This window comes from Ruegeria sp. AJ12, assembly GCF_056536245.1.
The window spans coordinates 1815735-1835580 of sequence record NZ_JBQFJJ010000001.1 but is presented as its reverse complement, the minus strand read 5'-3'; the positions used below and the strand labels follow the sequence as shown (position 1 = coordinate 1835580).

24 protein-coding genes are annotated in these 19846 nt (G+C 59.6%); 8 read left to right on the top strand and 16 right to left on the bottom strand.

The genetic code is table 11. The features are described from left to right. The first annotated feature begins 219 nt into the window (after positions 1–219). Positions 220–468, top strand: coding sequence for a hypothetical protein (locus ACR3E0_RS09325; RefSeq protein ID WP_480478344.1), 249 nt, complete (start codon positions 220–222; stop codon positions 466–468). Between the two features lie 42 nt (positions 469–510). Then, entirely contained in the window at positions 511–1155 is a 645-nt protein-coding gene (locus ACR3E0_RS09320; RefSeq protein WP_480478342.1) for an SDR family NAD(P)-dependent oxidoreductase, read from the top strand. Positions 1156–1214: 59 nt separating this feature from the next. Here the strand turns inward: ACR3E0_RS09320 and ACR3E0_RS09315 are convergent, their stop codons facing one another. The 4 genes from ACR3E0_RS09315 to ACR3E0_RS09300 all read right to left on the bottom strand — a co-directional run bounded on the left by ACR3E0_RS09315 (position 1215) and on the right by ACR3E0_RS09300 (position 3762). Then, positions 1215–2057 carry an ATP-binding protein gene (locus tag ACR3E0_RS09315; protein WP_480478340.1) on the bottom strand — a complete coding sequence of 281 codons (843 nt, stop codon included), beginning with the start codon at positions 2055–2057 and terminating at the stop codon, positions 1215–1217. A 116-nt stretch (positions 2058–2173) separates the two neighbouring features. After that, positions 2174–3055 (bottom strand): twin-arginine translocase subunit TatC, encoded by an 882-nt coding sequence (gene tatC, locus ACR3E0_RS09310; RefSeq protein ID WP_480478338.1) that lies wholly within the window; start codon positions 3053–3055, stop codon positions 2174–2176. Beyond that, the gene (gene tatB / locus ACR3E0_RS09305; protein ID WP_480478336.1) at positions 3052–3510 is read right to left on the bottom strand and encodes a Sec-independent protein translocase protein TatB; all 459 of its coding nucleotides are present in this window, start codon (positions 3508–3510) and stop codon (positions 3052–3054) included. Before tatB ends, tatC begins: the two co-directional genes overlap by 4 nt. Positions 3511–3516: 6 nt before the next feature. Further along, on the bottom strand, positions 3517–3762 hold the full coding sequence (locus ACR3E0_RS09300; RefSeq protein WP_480478334.1) for a twin-arginine translocase TatA/TatE family subunit: 246 nt from the start codon (positions 3760–3762) through the stop codon (positions 3517–3519). Between the two features lie 221 nt (positions 3763–3983). Between ACR3E0_RS09300 and ACR3E0_RS09295 the strand changes: the two genes are divergently transcribed. Next, a complete protein-coding gene (locus ACR3E0_RS09295; RefSeq protein ID WP_480478332.1) occupies positions 3984–4289 on the top strand; it encodes a hypothetical protein in 306 nt (101 codons plus the stop codon). A 30-nt stretch (positions 4290–4319) separates the two neighbouring features. After that, positions 4320–4991: a helix-turn-helix transcriptional regulator gene (locus ACR3E0_RS09290; protein WP_480478330.1), complete on the top strand. Its 672-nt coding sequence runs from the start codon at positions 4320–4322 to the stop codon at positions 4989–4991. A gap of 57 nt (positions 4992–5048) precedes the next feature. Here ACR3E0_RS09290 and ACR3E0_RS09285 read toward each other — a convergent pair whose 3' ends face one another. From ACR3E0_RS09285 to ACR3E0_RS09245, 9 genes are all read right to left on the bottom strand, one after another. Further along, a complete protein-coding gene (locus tag ACR3E0_RS09285; RefSeq protein WP_480478328.1) occupies positions 5049–6230 on the bottom strand; it encodes a peptidoglycan DD-metalloendopeptidase family protein in 1182 nt (393 codons plus the stop codon). A 62-nt stretch (positions 6231–6292) separates the two neighbouring features. After that, positions 6293–6943, bottom strand: coding sequence for a protein-L-isoaspartate(D-aspartate) O-methyltransferase (locus ACR3E0_RS09280; RefSeq protein WP_480478326.1), 651 nt, complete (start codon positions 6941–6943; stop codon positions 6293–6295). Then, positions 6940–7722, bottom strand: a complete 783-nt coding sequence (surE, locus tag ACR3E0_RS09275; RefSeq protein WP_480478324.1) for a 5'/3'-nucleotidase SurE — start codon at positions 7720–7722, stop codon at positions 6940–6942. The genes ACR3E0_RS09280 and surE overlap by 4 nt, the downstream gene beginning before the upstream one ends. Positions 7723–7845: 123 nt before the next feature. Next, positions 7846–8931: an ABC transporter ATP-binding protein gene (locus tag ACR3E0_RS09270; protein WP_480478322.1), complete on the bottom strand. Its 1086-nt coding sequence runs from the start codon at positions 8929–8931 to the stop codon at positions 7846–7848. Between the two features lie 171 nt (positions 8932–9102). Further along, on the bottom strand, positions 9103–9525 hold the full coding sequence (locus tag ACR3E0_RS09265; protein WP_480478320.1) for a ClpX C4-type zinc finger protein: 423 nt from the start codon (positions 9523–9525) through the stop codon (positions 9103–9105). 105 nt (positions 9526–9630) lie between these two features. Beyond that, the gene (locus ACR3E0_RS09260) at positions 9631–10743 is read right to left on the bottom strand and encodes a hypothetical protein (protein WP_480478318.1); all 1113 of its coding nucleotides are present in this window, start codon (positions 10741–10743) and stop codon (positions 9631–9633) included. 2 nt (positions 10744–10745) lie between these two features. Next, positions 10746–11525 carry an SDR family oxidoreductase gene (locus ACR3E0_RS09255; RefSeq protein ID WP_480478316.1) on the bottom strand — a complete coding sequence of 260 codons (780 nt, stop codon included), beginning with the start codon at positions 11523–11525 and terminating at the stop codon, positions 10746–10748. A gap of 45 nt (positions 11526–11570) precedes the next feature. After that, positions 11571–12407, bottom strand: coding sequence for a hypothetical protein (locus ACR3E0_RS09250; RefSeq protein ID WP_480478314.1), 837 nt, complete (start codon positions 12405–12407; stop codon positions 11571–11573). Between the two features lie 70 nt (positions 12408–12477). Continuing rightward, positions 12478–12840 (bottom strand): SnoaL-like domain-containing protein, encoded by a 363-nt coding sequence (locus ACR3E0_RS09245; RefSeq protein ID WP_480478312.1) that lies wholly within the window; start codon positions 12838–12840, stop codon positions 12478–12480. Positions 12841–12949: 109 nt separating this feature from the next. Here ACR3E0_RS09245 and ACR3E0_RS09240 point away from each other — a divergent pair, with 109 nt between their 5' ends. The 4 genes from ACR3E0_RS09240 to ACR3E0_RS09225 all read left to right on the top strand — a co-directional run bounded on the left by ACR3E0_RS09240 (position 12950) and on the right by ACR3E0_RS09225 (position 17818). Next, positions 12950–14557, top strand: coding sequence for a peptide chain release factor 3 (locus tag ACR3E0_RS09240; protein ID WP_480478310.1), 1608 nt, complete (start codon positions 12950–12952; stop codon positions 14555–14557). A gap of 49 nt (positions 14558–14606) precedes the next feature. Further along, a complete protein-coding gene (locus tag ACR3E0_RS09235; protein WP_480478308.1) occupies positions 14607–15359 on the top strand; it encodes a hypothetical protein in 753 nt (250 codons plus the stop codon). Then, positions 15356–16285 (top strand): glycosyltransferase family 2 protein, encoded by a 930-nt coding sequence (locus ACR3E0_RS09230; protein WP_480478306.1) that lies wholly within the window; start codon positions 15356–15358, stop codon positions 16283–16285. The genes ACR3E0_RS09235 and ACR3E0_RS09230 overlap by 4 nt, the downstream gene beginning before the upstream one ends. Before the next feature lie 183 nt (positions 16286–16468). Next, positions 16469–17818 carry a DEAD/DEAH box helicase gene (locus tag ACR3E0_RS09225; protein ID WP_480478304.1) on the top strand — a complete coding sequence of 450 codons (1350 nt, stop codon included), beginning with the start codon at positions 16469–16471 and terminating at the stop codon, positions 17816–17818. Here the strand turns inward: ACR3E0_RS09225 and ACR3E0_RS09220 are convergent. Genes ACR3E0_RS09220 through ACR3E0_RS09210 form a run of 3 tightly spaced genes read right to left on the bottom strand, consistent with a single transcriptional unit; the run spans position 17815 to position 19837 of the window. Further along, the gene (locus tag ACR3E0_RS09220) at positions 17815–18717 is read right to left on the bottom strand and encodes an EamA family transporter (protein WP_480478302.1); all 903 of its coding nucleotides are present in this window, start codon (positions 18715–18717) and stop codon (positions 17815–17817) included. The genes ACR3E0_RS09225 and ACR3E0_RS09220 overlap by 4 nt on opposite strands. Before the next feature lie 21 nt (positions 18718–18738). After that, positions 18739–19641 (bottom strand): fatty acid desaturase, encoded by a 903-nt coding sequence (locus ACR3E0_RS09215; protein ID WP_480478300.1) that lies wholly within the window; start codon positions 19639–19641, stop codon positions 18739–18741. Beyond that, positions 19634–19837: a DUF2061 domain-containing protein gene (locus tag ACR3E0_RS09210; RefSeq protein WP_480478298.1), complete on the bottom strand. Its 204-nt coding sequence runs from the start codon at positions 19835–19837 to the stop codon at positions 19634–19636. The genes ACR3E0_RS09215 and ACR3E0_RS09210 overlap by 8 nt, the downstream gene beginning before the upstream one ends. Positions 19838–19846 lie beyond the last annotated feature (9 nt).

The following is a 19846-nucleotide window of genomic DNA, read 5'->3' as shown; positions in this document are numbered from 1 at the left end:
TTCAATACAGGGCGCTGAAACTCCAGTTCTGCCCGGCTTTGGTGGGTTTGTGCCCACAACCCAAGGCAGAACCCGGCACAATTGCAATGGCTTCCGGGTCCGCTAAATCCCACTGATCGGTGGCGTACCGGGCGATCTTTTGTTCCCTTGCCCGGTTTGGTATCCCCTGCCCGCTACCACTCACAAACAAGGTGTCCGACGGTGTTCGGGCAACTCAGCATGTCAAACTCCACCGTCAAAAGCGCGGCCACGCAAGAGGGCGCGTTGAAGAAGAATTCCGTCTCTGTTCTGGGCATCTTTGGGCCCAAGGCTGACCTGCGGGCGCTGATGCGCCTGTCGTCCGGCCGGGTGAAAGAGGTCAAGACGGGCAGCCGTGTCGCCTCGGGCACCGTCGTGGCCATTGATGAGCATGGGGTCGTGCTGCGACAAAGCGGCCAGACCCGGCGAATGGCCATTCCCGGCGGCTAATCGCATCTTGACGCGTCGCGTGCAGGCCGTCAAACCGCAGCCATGACAGATCAGACAAAAATCGCCCTGATCACCGGGGCTTCGCGCGGGCTGGGCGCGGCGTTGGCCGAGGCCCTGGTGCCCGAGTATCACGTTGTTGCCGTGGCGCGCACCACCGGCGGGCTGGAAGAGCTGGACGACCGAATTCAGGCCAAAGGCGGGACCGCCACGCTGGCACCCATGGACATCACCGATCCGAATGCGATGGCCACCCTGTGTCGCGGAATTCACGACCGTTGGGGTAAAGTCGACCTGTGGATGCACACCGCCGTTCACACGTCCGCCCTGACGCCGGCCCATTTTGTCGACCCCAAGGAGTGGGCCAAGGCGGTGAATACAAACGCCAATGCGACATCGGTCCTGATCCCCTATGTTTCCCCATTGCTGGGAGAAACAGGCCACGCCGTGTTCTTCGATGACCCCAAGGCGGGTGAAAAGTTCTATGGCATATACGGGGCGACCAAAGCGGCGCAGATGGCTCTGGCGCGCAGCTGGGCGGCGGAGACGGCGCACACCGGTCCGCGCGTGTCAATCGTGGAACCTGCGCCGATGCCAACGGCTGTACGCGCGCGGTTTCATCCGGGCGAGGATCGGGAGGCCCTCACAAGTCCGCGGGACGAAGCTGCACGGGTTTTGGCTCAGTTGTGAAATGGCCCTGCGGGCCATGCCTCCGGCGGAGGTATTTTGGGCCAGATGAAGCCTGCGGATCAGGCGATGTGCACCCCGTTGCGACCCGCCAGATCGACAAAGAATTGCCAGGCCACCCGGCCTGAGCGCGCGCCGCGCGTGGCTTGCCATTCGATGGCATCTGCTCTCAGAACATCCGGGGCGACCCGGACGCCATAAGCAGCGCAATACCTGTCGATCATCGCGAGATACTCGTCCTGATCGCAGGGGTGGAACCCCAGCCACAGACCGAACCGATCGGACAGGGATACCTTTTCTTCGACCGCTTCGGACGGGTTGATGGCGCTGGACCGTTCGTTTTCGATCATATCCCGCGGCATCAGGTGACGGCGGTTGGACGTGGCGTAGAAGACAACGTTCTCTGGCCGGCCTTCAATGCCGCCGTCCAGAACGGCCTTGAGCGACTTGTAATGTTGGTCATCATGGCTGAACGACAGATCATCACAGAAGAGGATGAACCTGTGCGGCGCGACGCGCAGGTGATTGAGCAGGCGCGCAACCGAGCTCATATCCTCACGCTGCAGTTCCACAAGCCTTAGATCGGGGCAATCCGATTGAAGCGTACCGTGTACTGCCTTGACAAGGCTTGATTTTCCCATTCCGCGCGCACCCCAGAGCAAGGCGTTGTTGGCTTTGAACCCCGCTGCAAAGCGGCGCGTGTTGTCCAGCAGGGTGTCCCGGGACCGGTTGATCCCGACCAGCAGGTCCAGATCGACCCGGTTGACCTGTTCGACCGGCGTCAGCCGATCCGGGTCCACATGCCAGACAAAGGCCGGGGCCGCATTGAAATCCGGCGCGGCCAACGGCGCCGGTGCCATGCGCTCCAACGCGTCGGCGATACGGTTCAAGGCTTGGTCATCCATCGGTTTCTCCGGTCTGTCTGGCCGGTTTCAAACCATGTTCCACGCGCCACAACAAGAGCCGCAAACGAAAAAGGCACACCCACCAAGGGCGCGCCTTCTCGCGATTGCGATGCGGATTACTTGTCGTTTTCGAATTCCTGCATCAGGTCTTCGTCCGCCTCAGCCTCTTCATCATCATAGTATCCATCGGCCCGCAGCTGCTCTTCGCGCTTCTTTTCGACCCGGGCGACAAGGAAGATGGAGATCTCGTACAGACCATAGACCACAACAAACAGGATGATCTGGGTGATCACGTCTGGCGGCGTTACGATTCCAGCCAGCACCAGAATCGCAACAACGGCATATTTTCTTACTTTTCCGAGACCTTCTGCACTGACAAGCCCGGCCTTACCCATCAGGGTCAGCAACACCGGCAACTGGAAACACAGTCCAAAGGCTACGATGAATTTGATCGTCAGGTTCAGATATTCCTGGGCAGACCCCTGAAACACCACACTTAGAGGCGCACCGTTTGTGTCATCTACTACGGCTTCCCCTTCCGCGCCAAACTGCTGAAAGCTCAAGAAAAAGTCATAGGCCAGCGGAGTAACGACGTAAAAGGCAAAGCTTGCCCCCAATAGGAACATGAAAGGCGACGCCAGCATGAAAGGCAAGAACGCATTCTTTTCTGTTCGATAAAGCCCGGGCGCAACGAAGCGCCAGAGTTGGAGGCCAATGTAGGGAAATGCAAGAATGAAACCGCCAAACAAAGAGACCTTTATCGCAACAAAAAAACCTTCCTGAGGCGAAATGAAGATTAGTCCACAGTCTTGGCCTCGCTCCATCAATGCTGCACAAAGCGGAGCGGTGAGAAAGTTGAATATTGGCGTCGCTATAGCAAAGCAGGCAAACATGCCAACAACGAAGGCCACTACGCAGTGGATCAACCGCGTGCGCAGCTCAGCCAGATGCTCGATCAATGGGGCCGAGGAATCCTCGATCTCGTCGGTCTTGGTCATGTTTTGCTTTCAGTGTTCAGCGCAGCTTCGGCTTCTTCGGCCTTGGCCAGCGCATCAGCGGCTTCCTTGGCCTTACGCTCGGCTGTGGCACGGGCTGAGGTTGCCTGAACCTTCTTGGCCTGTTCGGCCCGTTCTGCGGCCAGTTTTCCTGTTTCGCTGTCAGGGTCGAACTTGGTGGGATCCATGCTCTTGGCCATGTCCTGCGCCGCCTTTTTGACGCCGTCTACCGCCGTATTCATGGGTTTGGTCGCCGCATTCAATCCTTTCTGGATTTCACTTACCCCGGCTTCATCTGCAGCCTCATTCATAGCACTGCTAAACTCGCGCGCCATACCACGGGCTTTGCCGAGCCATCGTCCAACATTGCGGAAGAGCACCGGCAGGTCTTTGGGGCCCACCACAATGAGGGCAACAATGCCAATGACCAAAAGCTCGGTAAAGCCCAGATCAAACATCCCGGATTAGACCTTGTCTTTGTCTTTTTCGCCCTCAGGCGTCACGTCCTTGGCCAACTCGGAAGCGTCCTTTTCAAGTTCTTCTGTGCCTTCTTTCACACCCTTCTTAAATGACGTGATGCCTTTACCGACTTCACCCATCAGCGAGCTAATTTTTCCGCGGCCAAACAACACAAGAATTACAATAGCGATAAGCAACCAACCAACGGGCGGAACGTTGGTCAAGAACATCGGTGTCATCATCATAGACATTTCGTGTTTCCTTTCTCGTCGGCACGATGCGCGCCCTATTAAGACTGTTGGTCCGTGTTTACGCCCCAAAACCCGTCCACAAAAGGGAACCAGATCAATTTGGCGTTCAAATCTTGGGTGATTCCGCTTTTTCTAGGGACTCGATTTTTCCAACTGACAGGTTTATGTCAGTTGCAGGCGGTTATGTCAGCGGTATCGAAACCCTGTCTATGGAGACCCACATGACACATGTTGCAGAAATCGTCACCTTTACTCTGGCCAATGGGACTACGCCTGAGGAATTTGTGAGGCTCAGCCAGGCCTCGGAACGTTTTGTCCGCAACGCACGCGGTTTCTCACACCGCCAGTTGAGCCAGGGCGAGGATGGCCGCTGGACCGATTATGTCGTCTGGCAGGACATGCAGGCGGCGCAAGAGGCGGCCGCTCAGTTCCCGCAACAGGATTTCGCCCCGGCGTTGATGGCGGCCATCCAATCCGACAGCGTTCAAATGCGTCACGAGCATGTGCTATGGAATATGACCACATGACCCTCAGCCCGGCGCAATACGGCAAAACCCATGCGCCGCACTGACCGTCTGTTCGACATCATTCAGATTCTGCGCGACGGTCAACTGCACCGCGCGCAGGACATCGCGGACCAGCTCGAAGTATCGGTCCGCACCATATACCGCGACATGGACACTCTGGTTGCGTCAGGTGTGCCTGTTGAGGGTGAGCGGGGCGTGGGTTACATGGTCCGGGAACAGATCACCCTGCCCCCCCTGAACCTGACCCCGGCCGAGTTGGAGGCGCTGAATCTGGGTATGGCCATCGTGGCCGAAGCTGCCGACCCCGAGCTCAAGGCGGCCGCAGACTCCCTTGCCGACAAGATCGACGCCGTGCTGCCGACACAGGTGGTGGCCGAGGCGGATGCGTGGAAATTCGCGGTCTATCCATTTGCGGATGCCGCGCGCGGACTGGCACATATGGCCCCGATCCGCGCCGCCATCAAATCCCGTCAGAAACTGCGCCTGTCCTACCGCCGGATCGATGGCGTGCTGACCGACCGTGTCATCCGACCCCTGAACATGGAGTATTGGGGCCGTGTGTGGACATTGACCGCGTGGTGCGAGCTCAGAGACGGGTTCCGCGTCTTTCGCATTGACCTGATCGAAGCGGTGACAGCCTTGCCCGAGCTGTTCGCAGACGAGCCCGGCAAACGGCTGAGCGACTACGATCCGCAAGCCTGACAGGGCCTGTTTCCCCAAACATGTGTTTGCGACCCGCCTAAACGGGCGGTTTCGACCTCACTGCAAATAGGGTTCCGGATCGACGGATTCAAAACCTTCGCGCACCTCGAAATGCACATAGGCGTTGTCGCCGTCCCGCAGTTCGGCAATCTTCTGGCCCCGTCGCACGCGATCGCCTTTCTTCACCGTGATTTCCTCGACATTCGCATACACGGTCAGCAGGTCATTGGTGTGCTTCACAACGATGATCGGAATCTGGTCGGCATCGGCAGTGATTGCGGCGACGGTGCCTGCCTCTGCTGCCGTGACGGCGGTGCCCGGCGCTGCGGCGATATCAATGCCCTCGTTCTTGCCCTTGTCGTAGGTCCGGATGATGTTGCCGGACACCGGCAGCGACAGCGCGGAGGTTGCCGCGTTGCTGGGGGCCTCGGCTGTCACATCCGGTGCTTCTGGCGCCTCGGCCAAAGGTTGGACGTCTTCGTCGGGCAAAGGTTGGGTTGCACTGGGCGGTGTCGGCGTCGGCGAGCCCTGACCCGGTTCCGTCACCTCCGTCGCCGGGGCGGCCGGCGCGGCCGCAGCGGCTTGACGCGGCGCGGGTTGGTTCTTGACCGGTATCAACAGGTACTGTCCTTCGCGGATCGCAAAGTCTGGCCCCAGACCATTCCATTCGGCAAGAGAGTCCACCGGCACCTGGTACAGGCGGGAAATCGTATAAGCTGTCTCGCCGCGCTTGACCTTGTGCCGGATCGGTTCGGGACCGGACGGCACCGGCGCCGCAGCGGGAGTTGTCTGGGCAGGTTGCAGAGTCGATGTCTGAACAGAGCCTGTGTCCGGCGCCTGATCGATCGCCGTTCCGGCAATCGAGGCGATGTCCACCCCGCTGGCTGCGCCCACTGTACGCGGCAAGGCGATGACTTCTCCGTCGCGAAGCGTATCGTTGGGCTGCAGACCGTTGAACCGGGCCATCTCTGCCACCGGCAGCCCGACGCGGGCGGCCACGTCGTTGACCGTGTCTCCCCGGCGCGCGACGGCCACCTGATAGGTGGGATAGGTGATCACGCCCCGCGCATCCGGTGCGGGCCGGCTGGCGGTTGCCGACTGCGCCGCCTGCGTGGTCGAAAACCCGCCGATCTGCCCGCGCAGATCATAATCCAGCGGCCCGTTGCACCCGGCCAGACCCGCCAAAGCCACCAGAATGGTCGCACAGCGGCGCATTGTTGATTTGGAAACTGCTCTCATTGCTCTGTCCTCATCACCTGCCCCTTTTTGCCGGGGTTCCGGTGCCCAATCCGAAATGTCCTTTACGTCTCATCCCGCCCCAGCCCCTCTAACAGAGGCACAAAACGAACGGACGATAATTCTTCATAGTCCAGCCCGTCCTCGGTGCGCGTCACTTTTATCAGTTGCTGCACCGCATCCGACTGTCCCACGGGTAGCACCATAATACCCCCGATTTTAAGCTGCGCCAAGAGCGGGCCTGGAGGATCCTCTGCTGCAGCTGTGACGATGATCCGGTCAAAGGGCGCCTGTTCGGGCAAACCGTGTGATCCATCGGACAACATCGCGGTCACATTGGTCAAACCCAGCTCTTTGAACAGCTTGCCGGTTTCATTCACCAGCCGCCTGTGGCGCTCGACCGTATAGACCCGGCGGGCCAGCTTGGACAGGATCGCGGCCTGATACCCCGACCCGGTTCCAACCTCGAGCACCGTGTCACGTGGCCGCACGTCCAGCGCCTGAGTCATCAGTCCGACAACCGAAGGCTGGCTGATCGTCTGACCACAGGCGATGGGCAACGGCATGTCCTCATACGCGCGGTCCGCAAACAGCCCGGTGACGAACCGGCCCCGGTCAACCTGTTCCATCGCCGCCAGAACCCGCGCATCCGTGACCCCCCGCTTGCGCAGAGCAAACAGGAACTGCATCACTGTTTCCGGGTTTCGTCCGCTCATTCGATTGACTTCAACGCCTCCAGCGCGTCATGCGCCGTCAAATCCGCCCGCATCGGCGTGACTGAAATATACCCTTCCAGGTTGACCGCCGCATCCGTTCCGGGCGACGCCGGGTTGTGCTGATACCCGCCCTTGATCCACAGGAACCGCCGCCCCGAAGGCGAGCTGTGCGGCTCGACAGTAAACCGCGTGTCCTTGCGAAAGCCCTGCGGCGCGATCCGTGTTCCCAGTACCTCATCCGCAGGGACAGGGGGAAAATTCACGTTGTAGAACAAGCGATAATCGACCTGCTCCACCGGGGAGGCGTCAAGTATGCGCCGCACCAGATCCGGGCCAAACCGTCTTGCGGGTTCGAACGGATCCTCGACACCCAGATTGCGCGGCCCGAAATACTGCGACAATGCAATGGCCGGAATGCCCTGCAGCGCGGCCTCCATTGCACCGCCGATAGTGCCGGAATACAGGGTGTTCTCGGCCGAATTGTTGCCCCGGTTCACACCCGAAAGTACCAGATCGGGCGGGTTATCGGCCATCACGTCATGCAATCCGGCAAGCACGCAATCCGCCGGCGACCCTTCGGCGGCAAAGCGACGTTCGTCCAGCTTGGCCACCATCATCGGGTGTGTGTAGCTGATGCAATGGCCGACGCCGGACTGTTCGAAGGCGGGCGCGACCACCCAGACCTCGCCATCGGGACCGGCCAGATCGGCTGCAATCGCCTCAAGCGTGATCAGTCCCGGGGCGTTGATCCCGTCATCATTGGTCAGAAGAATACGCATGTGCCCGATCTACCCCCGCGTTTCGCCCTTGATAGACGCCCCCCTGTGCTGCGGCAAGCAATGCGCGCGTGCAATCTGCGGCTTTCGCGCACCACTTGGACCGAAACTGTGCCGCATACCCCGTCAGACCGGAAAGACGAAGCACCGGTCGCGGCGAATGGTCAGCCACATGACGCGACCGGGATTTGGGACAAAGACGTTCGGCACCGTTGCCCTGAGGATCGAACCGTCATAATCCATCCGAAACTCGACAAGGCTCTCATTGCCCAGAAAACGGGCCCGCTCGACCACGCCCCGCGCTGCCACACCGTCGGTGGCCGTCGGCAGCGGCCCCTTACCGTTGCGGTCGAAATCCAGCTTGATGTGCTGGGGGCGAAACACGATCTCAACATCTGTCCCGTCCGGATAACCGGGCGCCAGAAACTGTCCAAAAGGCGTTTCGGCCAAAGCGCCATTGACTTGTGCCGATAAGACATTGACATCACTGAAAAATGCCACGGCCGCCTTGTCGGCGGGGCGGGTGTAGACGTTGTAGGGTGCGCCCTGCTGCACGATCTTGCCGCGGCGCATCAGGGCGATCTCATCCGCCATCCGCATCGCCTCCTCCGGCTCGTGGGTCACGAGCAGAACGGCCGTATCCTCTTCCTTGAGAATGGCCAGCGTTTCGTCGCGAATGCCATCCCGCAGGCGGTTGTCCAGACCCGAAAACGGCTCGTCCATCAGCATGATCCGAGGCCGCGGCGCCAATGCGCGCGCCAGCGCGACGCGCTGCTGCTCGCCGCCGGATAACTGGTGCGGAAACCCGTCGATGAAGCGCATCAGGTCCACTTTGGTCAGCAGTTCTTCGACCCGGGCGCGTTTTTGATCCTTGCTGCCGCGCAGACCAAAGGCCACGTTGTTGGCAACGCTCAGATGCGGGAACAGGGCAAAGTCCTGAAACATGAGCCCGATTTCTCGCCGTTCCGGGGGCACCCGGAACACAGTGTCGCAGATCAGTTTCCCGTCGACATAGATTTCGCCGGAATCCTGCATCTCGACCCCGGCGATCATCCGCAGTGTGGTGGACTTGCCGCAGCCGGACGGTCCCAGCAAACAGGTCACTTTTCCGGCCTGCACGGACAGCGAAACATCATCCACAACAACCCGGCCCTCGAACCGGCGGATTACGTTGCGAATTTCCAGACGAGGCGGAGCTGCGTTCTCTGTCACCGATGGATCCCGTTGCCTTTCCCGATCAAATTCATCGGGCTTGGGCGGGGATACCAACCCCGCCCCTTGGGTGCAAGCGATCTGCTGTGGGCTGCCAGATAGATAAGAACCTCCCGCAATAGACGTAAATCCACCGGCAACTCCGCACTGACGCAAGCCGGAAACCGGTTCTCAACTGAAACACTCCCAGGCCGATTGCCGTGAAATGCCAAGCGGTTCGGCTATCTTGGCCCAACTGACGTCCCGCGCGAGCAGCGCGTCGACGGCGCGGGCCAAATGTTCTTTGTATGCCTCTGCCGTTATATCCAAAGCAGCCAAGGCGCCGATCAGCCGCTCGGTGGGCCATGTCGCAGGGTCGAACGCCTTTGGGGGCACATCGGTACCGTCCATTATCAATCGGCAGGCTTCAACACAGTCATTGCAAATGTGCAATCCGCCAGGACCAGCGGCCAGTTTCTCGACTTCCTTGTCAGTTTTGCCACAGACAGCCGGGTCGTTACCCGTATCGATCATGGGAGGGTCGTCCAGAACGAACGAGCCCCGATCCAGATCCAGCTCGTCCACCTTTTCGATATAGCCTTGGTGAAACTTCACATTGCTGGCCGCGTCACTACAAGGCTTGCGCGCAATATGCCCGATAAGCGCGGGCGACGACCGCCTGTTCGGGGGTCATACCGACGCCAATGACCCAACACGAATCTAGGCCAACAGGTCGAAATCAACGCCTGCACGCACCTTGCCGTTCACCTGTATTTCGAGCCGATGCGGACCGGGAACCAGCTTAAACGTGGTCGCGTCTGCCTTCAGCTTGTGCCGCTTGTCCAAGCGCAATGCACCATCCTTCAAAACCGTCTGCTTCAGCTTGTGCACTTTGGGTGACGTCTTCCCGCCAGGCCTTTGAAAGTGGATAATGTAATCCACCAGAACGGGCTGCGCGCCGTTACCTTTCATATCAACCGAGAACTCCAGCGCATCACCGACACGTGCATCTCCGTTCAACTCAATGGTAACAGAAACCTCGGCGTCCGGGTCATAACCCAGCATCAGCATCGCCTCGGGGTGGCCCGCTTTCACGAGGCCCCGAAGGGTATGGCCGATCATCCAGTCCAGTTCTTCCCTTGTTTGCCGCCCTGACGCCTGCCAGGACCGCAGCCGGTTCAGAACCAGATCGGGGTCTTTTTTGGTGATGTCATTGAGATGATTGGCCACCGACCGCGTGACAAAGCGTGTGGTGTCGCCATACAGCCGGTCAAGCAGCGGCAAGGGATCCGACAATTCCAATCCCACGGCCTGCCCCCATGGCAGACGCGGTCGTGTCCCTTCGCTGACCAGACGCCGCACGTGATAGCTGTCATGGCCGCACCAATCCTGCATTCGCCGGATCACAAGGTCTGGCTGCTGGTTCAGAAACGGACGAATGGCCCACTCCATCGAAAACCGCTGCGTCAGTTCTTCGATTACATCCAGCGCAAGTTCGGGGTGGTCCATCCCGGTCGACGCCACCCACTCGCCCAGAGGCGCAAAGATGAAGTCTCCGAAATCGTCATCCGTTTTCGTGGGGTCCAAAGGGGGAGGCAAGGCTCTAAGGATCACAGGCGCCACGTCAGGCAGATCGCCGGGAACGGCCTGTTCCAGGCATTCCGCGATCCAGGCCATCCGCTCTTTCAACTCCAGATCAAGCAGGCGCGACATCACCTGTGTCTGAAACGCCTCCGCATCAAAGGACGGTTCCGCATCGGCGAACAGACCGGCGAGATAGCGTGTCTTGTCCGCATTAAACAACTGGTCTTTCAGGGAAAAATTCTGTGCCATTTTCACATCGTCAAATTGGTCGCCCCACCGTCAAGCAGGAGATTCTGCCCGACAATGAACCCGGCGTGTTGCGAGCAGAGAAACGCGCAGGCCGCGCCGAATTCTCGCCTGGTTCCGTAGCGCCGTGCCGGGATCGTCGCGGCGCGTTCTGCCCGTGCGTCGTCTATCGTGATCCCCTTTTGCTCTGCCACGCCGCTGTCCAGCGAATCTGCGCGATCCGTGGCGTGAATGCCGGGCAACAGGTTGTTGATCGTCACCCCGTGTGGTGCCACCTGCCGCGCCGTGCCCGCAACATACCCCGTCAGTCCGGTCCGCGCGGCATTTGACAGCCCAAGCACGGCAATCGGCGCCCGGACAGACTGCGACGTGATGTTGACCACTCTGCCCCAGCCCTTGTCCATCATGCCCGGCAGCAGCGCTTTCATGAACGCAATCGGGGTCAACATGTTGGCATCCAGCGCCTTGATGAAATCGTCCCGGTCCCAATCCGACCAAAGTCCGGGCGGCGGCCCGCCTGCATTGGTCACCAGAATGTCGACACCCTCTCCGGCCTCAATCACCCTTGCCTGACCCTCGGACGAGGTCACGTCGCAGGCCACGGTCTGCACCTCAACGCCATGTTCGGCCCGCAGACGCGCCGCCTCAGTGTCCAACGCATCCGAGCCCCGCGCGTTCATCACCAAGTCAACACCAGCTGCGGCAAGAGCCTCGGCGCAGCCGAGACCCAAACCTTTGCTGCTGGCACAGACCAGCGCGCGTTTTCCACGAATTCCAAGGTCCATTCTCTTGCCCCTTTTTCACACCTGTTCACTTCGCCGGTTCAGTGGTCAGACACCTCGGAACTCACGAATTGTTTGAACGATATTATCAAGATCGCCGACAGCCTGCTCCAGATACCAGATTATGGTGCTCTGGCTGGGATCATCTTCCCGGTGGCGACGAATGAGCGGCTTGTCTCCTTGTCCGATGTAATACCGAACGCCAAACAGCGCCGAGGCGTCATCATCCGCGTCGTAGGAAACGCTGGCATAAAGGCTCGTATTCCGAAGACTGCCAGACATCCATTCCGCTCCCGCCGAGATCGAGTGCTGCTCCAGAACATAACGATGGCCCACAGACAGGCTCAAGTTGTCATTCGGGTAGTAGATAAGGAACGCAGACGAAAACAGGTTCGTTCCGAAGTCAATCTCTCCAAATTCCGAGCTGCCGAACCGGCCATCTTCCGCACCGATCAACGCCGTTAATGAAAAGCGATCAAAATAAGCTTCTGCCTCAACACCGATCGCGCGGAAGTTTGCGCTGTCTGTAAGGTCTGTTGAGGCATAGTGCCCGTACAGCCCTATAAGACCACGTTCCGGATTACGCCAGAAAACATGTGCTCCGGCTCCAAACGCGGACGCATTGCCTAGGTTGTCCGTATTCAGCCTTGAAACAAGACCATCGATCTGAAGCCCAAAGCTATGGCCCAGCGGTGCAGATAGGCTGCCGTCGGCACCGTAGAGCGTTCCGAAGCTGTTCGTGTTACCCAGAATCGAGAGCTTTCCGTTCGCATCAGACACGGCTGGTTTGCTGTCAGGGTGTTTTCCGTCGGCCCACCCTACAGACGCGGCCGGAAACATCAGCATTCCGGCCGCAAGTACGTTGAAGCAATAGGGAAATCTCATGTCCTCGCCTGTGTTGTTTGCCTGTATGTCTAGCATCAGACACTAAGGGAAGACCAGAATTCCAACCACGTCAGTAAAAGAACTCTTCACGCACGATCTTGCCACCGGCAACGTGGTAAACAGCGACTTCTTTCATATCAAAGCTCTCACCGCTTTCTTTCACCTTGCCCTGCACTTCGAAGATCACGGCAAAGCGGTCGTCTCCATGCGGGAACGGATCACTGATTGACCCGCCCGAAACCTCATGGGCACCGTCCCACCATTCGTGCTTGCCACGGATTGCATCGCGACCACGGGTTTCACGGCCCATGTCCATTGCATCTGCCGCTTCGACCGAAACAGCATCTTCAGCGTAAAGCTTGTCCAGATTTTCCTTGGCTCGGCCCTCACGGCATCCGGCCACCAGTTCGTCGGCGATTTCTTTCAAATTCATTGGTCCACTCCACTTTTTGTTCTCTATTTGTTCTTTTTGCCATATCCGCCTGATTCGGAACAGCCCCTTTATCTTGCCTCGGCGGGATTCCCCGCCTATACGCGCGCTCATGCTTGATACCGCCTCGAACCAACCCGTATTGCCGCCCGAGATCGCACGGCGCCGAACCTTCGCCATCATCTCGCACCCGGATGCGGGTAAGACGACGCTGACCGAGAAATTTCTTCTCTATGGCGGCGCCATCCAGATGGCCGGTCAGGTGCGCGCCAAGGGTGAGGCGCGGCGGACGCGGTCGGACTTCATGCAGATGGAGAAGGATCGCGGTATCTCGGTCTCGGCTTCGGCGATGTCGTTTGATTACGGCACTTTCCGGTTCAATCTGGTGGACACGCCCGGTCACTCGGACTTCTCCGAAGATACCTATCGCACGCTGACCGCGGTGGATGCCGCTGTGATGGTGATCGACGGCGCAAAAGGTGTCGAAAGCCAGACGCAGAAACTGTTCGAGGTCTGCCGCCTGCGCGATCTGCCAATCCTGACCTTCTGTAACAAGATGGACCGCGAAAGCCGCGATACGTTCGAGATTATCGACGAAATTCAGGAAATGCTGGCCATCGACGTCACGCCCGCTGCGTGGCCCATCGGTGTGGGCCGCGATTTCATCGGCTGCTATGACATGCTGCGCGACCGGCTGGAACTGATGGACCGCGCCGACCGCAACAAGGTGGCCGAGAGCATTGAGATCAACGGTCTGGACGACCCGAAACTGGCCGAACACGTGCCCGCCGAACTGCTGGACAAGCTGCTGGAAGAGGTCGAGATGGCCCGTGAGTTGCTACCCAAGCTCGACCCGCAGGCGGTGCTAGAGGGGCACATGACCCCGATCTGGTTCGGCTCGGCGATCAATTCGTTCGGCGTCAAGGAACTGATGGAGGGCATCGGTGCCTATGGCCCTCAGCCGCAGGTTCAGTCCGCCGAACCCCGTCAGATCGCGCCCGATGAAAAGAAAGTCGCAGGGTTTGTGTTCAAGGTGCAGGCCAACATGGACCCGAAGCACCGCGACCGGGTGGCGTTTGTGCGCATGGCCTCAGGCCATTTCAAACGCGGCATGAAATTGACCCATGTGCGGTCAAAGAAACCGATGGCAATCTCGAACCCGGTGCTGTTTCTGGCCTCCGACCGGGAACTGGCCGAGGAGGCATGGGCCGGGGACATCATCGGCATCCCCAACCACGGACAGCTGCGCATTGGCGATACACTGACCGAAGGTGAAGCGATCCGCGTGACCGGCATCCCCTCCTTCGCGCCGGAACTGCTGCAAACGGTGCGCGCAGGTGATCCGCTGAAAGCCAAGCATCTGGAAAAGGCGCTGATGCAGTTTGCTGAGGAAGGGGCCGCCAAGGTGTTCAAGCCCTCCATCGGCTCCGGCTTTATCGTCGGCGTTGTTGGTGCGCTGCAATTCGAGGTGCTGGCCAGCCGGATCGAGATGGAATATGGCCTGCCCGTTAGGTTCGAGGCCTCGCAGTTCACCTCGGCCCGCTGGGTCAGCGGGGACAAGGCCGAGGTCGACAAGTTCGTCAATGCCAACAAGCAGCACATCGCCCATGATCATGACGGTGACATCGTCTATCTGACCCGTCTGCAATGGGACATCGACCGGGTCGTGCGCGACTATCCGGCGCTGACCCTGACGGCGACCAAAGAGATGATGACGTGAGGCAACTGGCTGATTGCACAGCCGAGTTCGGCTGTGCAATTCTGCCCGCATGAGCGACGACGAACGCACCTTTCCCGGCGGTCTGCCCGACATGCTGGACATTCTGGAGAACAGGCGCAATCCGTTCGTGTTTGGCGCGGACACCCTGCCCGATCCGGATATCGATCTGATGTCTTTGACTGCGCGTGTGGTGCCCGACAGCGCGGCGGCTCTGCCACCAGGCGACCACACTTCGTGGGATCGCAAACGGGTTCGGATCGCCAAAGAGTTTGTCGGAAAGTCCGAGCTTGCGTTTCTCAATGCCCAGTTGATCTCGAATCTCAGGAAACGCTCTTTCCCGCGCCATGCGCCAGCCCTGTTCTGCCGCCTCTGGGCGGAACAATCCGAGCATCTGTTGTCGGCACTCGACCTGCGCTGGCTGGTCTCGTCCGTCCAGACATTCGCCGATCACGGCGAAACGCCGACACAGCGCGAGGTGGGCCAGGCAATGCGCATGCTCTTCGGCATGATGAAGCTCTATGAGTTCGAGCGCCTGTTCTCCGGTCAGGCCCCTGATGCACCCTACGGGTTTCGCGGCAAGTCTGACGCCGCACTGCCGTTCGACATGCGATCGTTCTCGCTGGAAAGCGGGGGGCTGGCCGTCAGCCTACTCGCCCCGATCTGGACCAAGGCATTGAACGACCCGACAATCGCGCCGCTGGCCGATCACCTGATGACCGAACTGAACAAGGATCCCGGCAATGTTTTTCGCAGGTTGAAACGCATGCGCGATATACGCATTGCACGGCAATCGCGCACATGACCACCTGGGGCATTGTGTCCACGGTCCGGGGATCAACGAACGATATCCTGCGGTTTGCGGCGCATCACCTCGATCTCGGGGTAGACCATATCTACGTCTATCTGGACGAGCCCAATCCAGAGGCCTACGAAACGCTCGGGCAGCACCCCAAAATCCGAGTTCGCAACTGCGACGAGGCGTTCTGGCAGAAACGAGGGCGCGACCGGCCGGACATGCATCAGGTGCGCCAGACCTACCACGCCAGTTACACTTACCGGAAACGCCACGTGGATTGGCTGGCCCATATCGATGTGGATGAGTTTCTGTGGAGCGCAGAGCCGATTGCCCACGTCCTGCAGGAATTACCGGGCAATGAAAACATCGCGCGTGTCCGTCCGATTGAGGCGATTTCTGCCGGCCCGGATCTCTACAAGGCGCATATTCCAAGAGGACCGGATCGCGAAGCTCTGGTTCAGTCGCTTTACCCCAATTATGGTGCTTTTGTTCTTGGGGGGTTCCTGAGCCACGTTCAGGGCAAGCTGTTCGTTCGAACGGGATTGGAAAAGATCAACTTCCGCATCCACAACGTGTTCCAGAACAAGGAACTGGTCAGACACAGCATCGAACTGCCACAGATCGACCTGTGCCACCGTCATGCGCCGGACTGGGAGCACTGGCTGACCCATTGCCGGTTTCGTCTGGAACGCGGGTCTTACCGGCCCGGGATGTCGCCCAATGCCCCGCGCGAACTGGGCGGGCTGAACATGAACGAATTGCTGACCTGGATTGAAACCGAACACGGGCTGGACGGCTTGCGCGCATTCTACGACGAAATGAGCGGCGCGGACCCCGCCGTGCGCGCCCGGCTTGAAGCAAATCACCTGATCAAACACAGGCCCCTGAATCTGGACGCGAAAGTCGCGAAACACTTTCCGGGAAGTGGCTGAATTGTTGCAGGAAATCTCGCCCTGACCAGCCAGAACGCCTGCATACTTGACTTCAATTGACCCTGCCCCACCTTTTTGCTATGTCGCGCCCAAGCCGAAACGCGCGTAAGGCGCGTGGCCATCCGGGCCCGGCAGATCTCAGACGTGCGGGCCAGGTCAAGTGTCCGCAAAAACCGGACATACATGACAAAGTTTAACGAACTGAACCTGAACCCAAAGGTCCTCAAGGCTGTTGAGGATGCTGGATACGAAACCCCAACCCCGATCCAGGAAGGCGCAATACCGCCCGCGCTAGAAGGACGCGACGTGTTGGGCATAGCCCAGACCGGAACCGGCAAGACCGCCAGTTTCACGCTGCCGATGATCACGCTGCTGGCCCGTGGCCGGGCGCGTGCCCGGATGCCGCGTTCGCTGGTTTTGTGCCCGACGCGGGAACTCGCCGCGCAGGTGGCTGAGAATTTCGACACCTATGCCAAGAATGTAAAGCTGACCAAGGCGCTGTTGATCGGCGGAGTCAGCTTCAAGGAACAAGATGCGCTGATCGACCGGGGCGTTGACGTTCTGATTGCCACACCGGGCCGTCTGCTGGACCATTTCGAACGCGGCAAGCTGCTGCTGACCGGCGTTCAGATCATGGTGGTGGATGAGGCCGACCGGATGCTGGATATGGGCTTTATCCCTGATATCGAACGCATCTTCTCGCTGACGCCATTCACGCGCCAGACGCTGTTCTTCTCGGCGACCATGGCGTCCGAGATCGAGCGGATTACCGATACGTTCCTCTCCGCCCCGGCCCGGGTCGAGGTGGCGCGTCAAGCCACCGCATCCGAGACCATCGAACAAAGTGTGGTCATGTTCAAGGGCGGGCGTCGCGACCGCGAGGCGAGCCAGAAACGGAACGTTTTGCGGGCGCTGATCGATGCCGAAGGCGACAAATGCACCAATGCGATCATCTTCTGCAACCGCAAGACAGATGTGGATATCTGCGCTAAATCGCTCAAGAAATACGGCTATAATGCCGCTGCCATTCACGGCGATCTGGATCAGTCTCAGCGCATGAAAACGCTGGATGGGTTTCGCGACGGATCCCTGCGCCTGCTGGTGGCCTCGGATGTCGCCGCGCGTGGCCTGGACATCCCGTCGGTCAGCCATGTCTTCAATTTCGATGTGCCCGGCCACGCCGAGGACTATGTGCACCGGATTGGCCGGACAGGTCGCGCCGGACGCGAAGGCAAGGCGATCACGATCTGTTCCGGGCGGGATGAAAAAGCGCTGGATGCCATCGAAAAGCTGATCCAGAAAGAGATTCCGCGGGTCGAAAACCCGATCAAGGACCAGCCCAAGCCAGACGCGCCAAAGCCCGAGAAGAAAGCCAAGTCCTCAGACAGCAAGAAGACCGAAGGCAAGAAAGAGCGCGAGCCCAAAACCCGAGGTCGCGGGCGCAAGGAAAACAGCGGTCCCGAGGTGGTTGGCATGGGCGATCACCTGCCCAGCTTTATCGCGCTCAGCTTTGACGAGCGGCGCGCCGGCTAAATCGCCAGAACCAGCGCCAGAATCGACACGCCCAACAAGGTCATCCCGGCAATCTCGCGCCGGGTGATGGTTTCGCGGAAAAACAGGATCGATGCCATCAGGCTCAGGATCAGCTCCACCTGCCCCAGTGCCTTCACATAGGCGGCGTTCTGCAAGGTGAAGGCCCAGAACCAGCAGAATGACCCGCCCAGGCTGGTCAGGCCTACAAACACGCCGGTTGCCCGCGTCTCCCACACCGCGCGCAGTTCGGCGCGGTCGCGCCAAAACAGCCAAAACCCCATGCTGAGAAACTGGAAGGATACCACCGCCGCCAGCGTGATCAGCGCCCGAAACCAGGCGTCGATCTCACCAAGCTCAAGCGACGCCCCCCGATAACTGACGGCTGAAAACGCAAACAAGACGCCGGACCCCAGCCCAAGCTGCGAGGCCCGATTGGTCAGGTGTCGCCACCAGGCGCCCTGACCGCCGGGCGTTTTCGACAACAGCAGCACCGCTGCAAGCCCCAACAGGATGGCCACCAGGGCTCCGCCGGACACGCCGTCTCCTAGAATGATGAACCCCACGATGGCGGTTTGGATCACTTCGGTTTTCTTGAACGTGATACCGACGGCAAAGTTGCGTTGTTTGAACAGCGCCACCACGCAGATCGTCGCCAGAATCTGCGCTGTCCCGCCAATGGCCACGAACATCCAGAACCGGGCCGTCAAAGGCGGCAGGTCAGAACCGGTGCCCCAAAGCACCGCCAACAAGCCCAGCACGGCCAAGGGCATGGAGTAGGCAAATCGGGCGAACGTTGCGCCGGACGCAGACAGTTTCACGCTGCTCAGTGACTTCTGCAGCATGAACCGCACGGTCTGAAACGAGGCCGCGGCAATAGTGACGGGAATCCATAAACTCATGAATTCCCTTCTGTCTTCAATTTACGGTTTTGGCCAGAGCGGATGCGCCACAGGGTCTTTGGCCCGCCAGAGATAGGCTTTGAAAATCTGCGCGTAGGAGCGGTAGACATAAGCCTCGTTTCGCGCCAGGTACCGCTCTTTTTGCGCCCGATAGAGCGCAGGTAAACGATACCACGGCGCAGTCGGGTTCATGTGATGCACGACGTGCAGGTTATTGTTGAGAAAGAGAAAAGCCAAAAGCCCGCGATCTTCGACAATCACCGTTCGGGCGCGGGATTTCTCATGGGCGCGGTGTTCCAGAAAGGTGCGGATCTTTACCAGGCCCAGCCCGAAATAGGCCGCCACGCAATACGCCCAGACAGGCATGGCGGACTGCGCCACGATCCACATCACGACCGCAACACCCGGCAGGTGCAACGCCCAGGCCAACAGCACCGCGCGGTCGCCCCGCTGTGCCCCGCGCCACTCGTCCCGCAAAAATGCGATCTGCCCGATGGCCGGACCCAGCAGAATGCGACCCAGAAGCGTGTTGTTGATGGTGTACAGCCGCTTTTGCCATTCGGACAAACCATCCCAGACTTTTGGATCGAGATAGTTCGACTCGGGGTCGTCATAAGGATCGGTCAGGTTCGAATCCTGATGATGCGCCAGATGAAGATCGCGAAACCGGTTGAACGGAATGAACAAGGTGAGCGGCAGAACCATCAACGCCTCGTTCAGCCATTTGGCTCGGAACGGATGTCCGTGCAGCGCCTCATGTGTCAGCGAGGAATGCATCGCGGCCACAAGGCCCATGATCGGGATCGCTATCCAGTACGACCACGCCGCCAGCCAGAATATTGCAGCCAGCCACGCAGCATAGCACGCGACAATCAGGCCAAAAGTACCCCATTCGGGTGCGCGGGGCATTGCGGGCTCAGCCATGACGTCCCCACGAAATCCCGGCCCAGATCCGTTCGTAGATCACGTACATGGTCAGGCCGATGGCCGTATTCACCACCGCCAACACACCGCCTATGGCCGCAGACCCGGTGGCAATCAGACCCACCAGTGTCATGACCGCCAACCCCATCGCATTCCAAACGATGGCTTTCACGACAGATCTTTGTCGCGTTTCCATTCCGAACCC